Consider the following 5,754-nt stretch of genomic DNA (forward strand, 5'->3'; position numbering starts at 1 on the left):
AATGGTGAACTGTCTCTGTCCGGAGAATGGCTCACGCAAACAGGCTTAACCGCGCAACCGCTGGCGATTAGCGTGATGGCGGGTAAGGTGATTGTTCGGGGGCAGCAGGGTAATGTATTGGTGTAGCAACTAATAAAAATAGCCGGGGAGATCCAAGAGAGATTCCCGGCTTTTATAAAAACCATTAGTCACCGCTAAATAAACCAATATATCTCAACCCATTATATTGATCTTTAATTGGCTTTTTAATCACTAAATCAGGGTCTTGATACCAAAATATTGCATTGGCCTTTTTAATACCCAACTTATCACATTCACTTTTCACCAATGAAAATTCATCTTGATCGACAGCTGCATCAAGCAATATTTCATCTAAAGATACTTCTTGTTCATGCCTCGGCATAATACCAATGAAGTCACTATCATACCATTGAGTACCTATGTCTTTGCAAAATTCACACAACTTATAATTAGGATTATTGAAATCCCCCTCAACAGAATAATCCAACTCAAAGTATTTCATATAATCTTCCTCTGAAGAAAGATTAGTTCCAATCCAAACATGAACTTTATTTTCCATATTTAACACCCACTTAATTTCATGTGACCTTTATGATGCCTAGCTATTATCTTCTTGGCATCAGCTTTAGATGTTGCACCTTCCAACTCAGCAATTAACTTGTTATGGAAATGCCTACCAGCTCGACTGCCATGGTGCCCTCCATCTGGAACAGGAATCCCTTTAGAATCGCTTACATTAGTAAATGTAATTCTATCTGTATTTACAGCGTATTTTTTTAATTCCTCAGCAGTAAAACCTAACTCTTTGGCTTTAGCAGCCAACGAAACTGGGAATAATTCATGTTTTCCGCCGCTACCTCTTAAGGCAGAGGATACTGACGTTTTATTATTTATAACATCCTGCACTGATGCAGCATTAAACCATTCGTTGAACTTGCCAAATTCCCAAGGAGTCAAGCCCCAAGGATCGATCCACGTTAACGGATTTGGCCCATACTGATAAAGATTTATCCCCCCCGCAAGCCCTATCGGGTCCTGCGTGCTAAATCGCCCTATCTCCGGGTCATAGTACCTGAACGTATTGTAGTGCAAACCCGTCTCGTCATCACTGTATTGCCCCGGATAACGCAGCGGCTGCGCGAACCGGCTGACCGTGCTTTGCCTTGGATCGCTGACATTCTGCCGGGTAACTTTGCCCCAGGCGTGGTATTTCCCTGACCAACGGTGCTTACCCTCTCCGTCCGTGACATCCAGCGGGGTACCGTTGATATCCGTATGAAAATAATACACCTGACTTTCTGTCTCGCCATGACGCTGATCGACCCGCGCCAGCGGCGTATAACTTTCGTTCGGGTCGTAAATATAGGTCGCGTTGCCGTCCGTATGTTGCTCCTGCAACAACCGCAGTCCCTGCCAGATAAAATCGGTCTGACGGGTGGTTTTTTCTGCGCCGCGCTTTATCGTCACCGATTTGTGGATACGCCGCCCCAGCGCATCATACCGATAGTGGCTGTCATGCTCCCCTAACGGCCCGGTTCCCCAGGCCCGCAGCAGCCGGTTATCATCGTCATAGGCAAAATGTTGCATCCGACCACCGGCATGCCGCGTGGTGATGTTTCCCCAGGCATCATACTCAAAACGGTAATGCTGCCATTGCGTCAAACGGTTGTTGGCGACCGGTGTATCGTACAGTGGATCGACCGTATCAAACGGCAGTTTCCTCAGGTTCAGCAGGTTATCCGCATTGTCGTAAGCAAAATCTTCCGCAACGGATAACTGATGACGCTCCCGGCTGTCAGTCAGCCGCCCTTCCGCATCATAACGGTACTGCTGCTCACCCCGGATAAAATCGGTGGCCATGCTCAGTTCACCGGCAGTGTCAAAGCTAAATTTACGCCAGATATCCCCCTGACGGGGCAGCAGATCGGCCGCCACTGTCGGCGCATCAGAACCCGCCGATTGCCACAACCGCCGCCCCATCGCGTCATAATCACGATACTGCGTCAAAATACCCTGGGTCCGGCTCACTTCCCGATGAAGGTTATCCCGGCTGAACTCGGAAATAAGCGTATCACCATGACGAATGGCACTGACATGGCCCGCACCGTAACGCAACCATGACAGCGTCTGACCATCGGGCAGCGTCAGGGCGGCCAGATGATGCAGCGGATCCCACTGATACGTCACCGCACCCAGGTCACCGCTTTCCGTCAGTAAATGCCCGGCCTTGTCATACGCCAAACGAACACCATTACCGACGATCCCCGCCTGTTCGCCCACCGCCGTTGGCACACGCTCGGCCAGCAATAAACGGTCCATGATGTCCCAGTCATACCGGGTCGCACTCATGCCCGTCAGGCGCTGCGTCATTCGCCCGCCCGCATCATAGTCAAAACTGACCTGCCGGGAGACGGTAAGATCGTCAACCGTGGGCGCGGTGGTCTCCAGCGCCATCAGCATCCCGCTCTCCCCATAGCGATAACGCCGGACAAGGTTATCGGGATACTGCTCTTCCACCAATTGCCCGCCGCTGCTCCACCGGAAGTGATACTGGCCCCCATTGGCATTATCCAGCTCAATCATCTGCCCATGGCAGTCATAGCGGTAACGGTATTCCCGTTGCAGACGATCAGTAAAGCTGACCGGCTGACCCCGCAGGTTATAACGCCAGTGCAACTGCCGCCCGACAGGATCGGTAAACTGTTCAACCAGCCCCTGAGCGTTATACCGCAACTGCTCTTTGCGGCCATCGGCGTACCTGACCCCGGTGGGCTGCCCGAGACGGTTGTAGCTGTAATGTGTTGAATGGTTTTCAGCATCGATGACCGTCAGCAGATGGCCATCGATATCATATTCGTAGCGGGTCAGTTTACCCGAGCAGTCGGTGTGCTCCGTCAGTTGCCCGTGCCTTTCCCAACCAAGGTGTGTCTGCGCCCCTACGGCATTGGTTATGCGTTCAGGAAGGGATGAGGCCCCTGGATAATGATAAAGCGTCACCCCGCCATCCGGCGCGTTCTCTTTCAGCAAACGGCCGGTACGGTCATATTCCCCCTTCCAGACCTGCCCGTCAGGGTACTGACGGCGCACCACCCGCAGACTGTTACGGTGATAATCAATGTGGGTTTCACGTTTTAGCGGATCGGTGATCTGGATCGGGCGCGCCAGTGCATCGTAAACCAGAACGAGCGTTCTCTCGCCTGCCAGCACAACGCGTACCGGCATATTGAGGTCGTTGTAGTCAAATGCATATTTCCCGCCATCAAAATCCCGATAGTCGGTAATTAAATGTTGGGCGTTATATCCCCAGCAGGCGGTCTGCCCGGTATTGAGGTCCGTCAGGGTGGTCTGTTGATTGTCGATATCATAATCAAACTGCCACTGCTCCCCCAGATTGGTGGCACTGTGCGTAATTCGCGGGGTTCCGCCGATATCAGCCCATGTGTAACGGCACTCCAGCCCCCTGACATCCGCCAGTTTATTGATCAGATGGCCATGGTAACCAAACTGGCGGGTGATTTGCCCCTCACGGTTAGTGACGCTAACCAACTGGTGCTGTTCATTATACTGGTAGCGGACCAGTGTGCCCGGCGTACCGCCCTTAACACAGGCAACGGACACCAGACGCCCTTTTTCATACTGGCAATACACCCCATAGCCGCTGGTGGTCGATATTTTTTTCAGTTGCCCGATATCGTCATAAAAGAAATACAGGGCATGACCATTGAGATCTTCGAGGCTGGCTAATTTCGCGACGCCAGCCTCAGAAAAGGCCTCAAAAATAAAACAGGTTTCAAACGGGCTGCTGATGGCATAGGTATCACGCTCGGTACGTGCCAGCCAGATATGCTCCGTGGGGGAGAAATAGCGCTCTCCACGTTTAATCAGGGGAAAGACAATCTCCCGACCTTCATCATTCTGATAAACAATGCTGTCATCTTCTTTGCGTAATGAACGCTCCCATACCAGAGACCAGCCTTGTCCCAGCGCCCCGACATGGTGATTTTCACTGCGATAAATCCGGCTCCAGTGCAGCGGGAAGATACCCGGCAGAATAAAATCGGTATCATCGCCCTCACCTGTCAGCAATTTCTGTCCACTGATCACATCAACCGGGTAACCGAAATAACCGGCGATGGCCCCAACCCCTTTTTCCAACCCATACCCGGCAGCCGCCCCGGCCATCTCACCCAACGCAATCTTGCTCAGGCATTTAAGGCCGAAACACCCCGCCTGTTTTGCCGCCCCAAATATGCCGCCCGCCAGCCCGGCGACAATAAACAGCTTCTCTGACAAATCACGCATTTCATCAGAAATCTCGCGTTTAATATCGAGATACTGAACGCGCCCCCCACCAAACGTCACATTGCTGGAAGCGGAATCGACAACCGCATCACAGGTCGTTTTATCTTCCAGACGAACGGCGGCTTTACTGTTAATAAAGATATTTGACGAACCTTCGGCCATGCGCTGAATGGCGGAGTCATCTTTACAGGCCACGGTACTGAGCTCGACATGCGCCGCCCGTTTACTGTTCACTTTAACGTTTTTGGACCCTGTCGTAATTTGTCCGACATCGTGATGGCACATGCTCCCTATTTTTTCGCCCACGGAGCGTATTAACCCACCGGCAACGACGCCCAGCGTGGTCACCCCCATACCCACAATAAAGCCGGTAGCGACCAGCGTCGCCCCGCCGGTGAGAACAATGGAGGCGGCGTAAGCCGCGGCCGCAAAAATCACGGCGGCACCAATAATGGAGCCAATAATAAAACCCGCTAAGGCACTGGAATGATAAAGCTTGTCATCAACACGGGCCGCTTCAAACATGGCCGGCCTCCCTGGCCCACGGCGCAAAGCTGTGGATCCACTGCTCCCAGGTAGCCTGCTGTTGCGGGTTAAACGGCGAGGCATTCGTGGCCGTAAAAATCATCATATGGTCACCTACCTGAATCGCGACCTGTCTCTGCCACACCCTTCGGGTTTCAGCCATATAAGTGGCTTCAACATATTCTCCGGGGATGTGTTGCGCCCCGACGTCAATCTGCTGGTGCTTTTTGACTTCATACTTTTTAAGGTTATCTTTTAATATGCCAATCTGGCGTTGTACGTAGTCACTCAGGACTTCATGGGCCTCGGGGACATCGCGGGCGATATTCAGGGCAAAAGCAGCGCCCGGTTTACCTTTCATAAAGAGGTTCACCGTACGGTCAGTGAAACCCTCTGGACATTCCAGCGTTCCTTCCTGAATACAGTAAGTGTTGATGTTATTTTCTGGCATCCCTGCTACTCCTCTGGATTAAGATCGATCATATCGGCCGCTAAACGAATGTATTTCCCTTGCAGAATAATGGCACCGTCATGGGTGATCGTCATTCCGGCATTCGGGGTTGATATGCTGATATCACCTTGTTTGGCATGGATTTTAATACTTTTCGTCACCGTGAGCGTTTCGTCTTCATGCACTTCGGTGTAACGAATTTTCGTCACAAACTCTTTCTTTTCACCTTTAACTACTAGCTGGTAATCATTGCCCACTTCGGTTTGTTGATCGCGAGTCACCTCCACCCGGCGATCATTTTGGATCGTATTACTTTGGTTACGCACAACCGTCACGGACTGGTCTTGCCCAATGTGCTCTGAATGGTCCTGAGTCACATCGGTTTTGCGATCATTCAGCACCATGGTCGTCATATCTTTCTGCGCATGCATAAACAGCCCTTCGCCGCCTTTGGC

General features: G+C 51.5%; 5 protein-coding genes. 1 reads left to right on the top strand and 4 read right to left on the bottom strand.

Translation table 11 applies throughout. The annotated features are described in order from the left end of the window. The first annotated feature begins 9 nt into the window (after positions 1-9). Entirely contained in the window at positions 10-126 is a 117-nt protein-coding gene (locus AC971_RS23685) for a SymE family type I addiction module toxin (protein ID WP_082160209.1), read from the top strand. A 58-nt stretch (positions 127-184) separates the two neighbouring features. Here AC971_RS23685 and AC971_RS21025 read toward each other — a convergent pair whose 3' ends face one another. The 4 genes from AC971_RS21025 to AC971_RS21040 form a co-directional block, all read right to left on the bottom strand. After that, entirely contained in the window at positions 185-580 is a 396-nt protein-coding gene (locus AC971_RS21025; protein WP_025381677.1) for an immunity 22 family protein, read from the bottom strand. Positions 581-582: 2 nt separating this feature from the next. Further along, positions 583-4,848, bottom strand: coding sequence for a PAAR/RHS domain-containing protein (locus AC971_RS21030; RefSeq protein WP_331454166.1), 4,266 nt, complete (start codon positions 4,846-4,848; stop codon positions 583-585). Continuing rightward, complete coding sequence (locus tag AC971_RS21035; RefSeq protein ID WP_002213383.1) at positions 4,841-5,299, bottom strand: DUF1795 domain-containing protein; 459 nt, start codon at positions 5,297-5,299, stop codon at positions 4,841-4,843. Before AC971_RS21035 ends, AC971_RS21030 begins: the two co-directional genes overlap by 8 nt. A gap of 5 nt (positions 5,300-5,304) precedes the next feature. Then, on the bottom strand, positions 5,305-5,754 hold a 450-nt coding region (locus AC971_RS21040), incomplete at its 5' end, for a bacteriophage T4 gp5 trimerisation domain-containing protein (RefSeq protein ID WP_414826412.1).

Source organism: Yersinia similis (assembly GCF_001053095.1).
Taxonomy (GTDB): domain Bacteria; phylum Pseudomonadota; class Gammaproteobacteria; order Enterobacterales; family Enterobacteriaceae; genus Yersinia; species Yersinia similis.

Coding starts and splice junctions, on each gene's coding strand:
- AC971_RS21025 (WP_025381677.1), bottom strand. CDS start 580: ATGGAAAATAAAGTTCATGTTTGGATTGGAACTAATCTTTCTTCAGAG.
- AC971_RS21030 (WP_331454166.1), bottom strand. CDS start 4,848: ATGTTTGAAGCGGCCCGTGTTGATGACAAGCTTTATCATTCCAGTGCC.
- AC971_RS21035 (WP_002213383.1), bottom strand. CDS start 5,299: ATGCCAGAAAATAACATCAACACTTACTGTATTCAGGAAGGAACGCTG.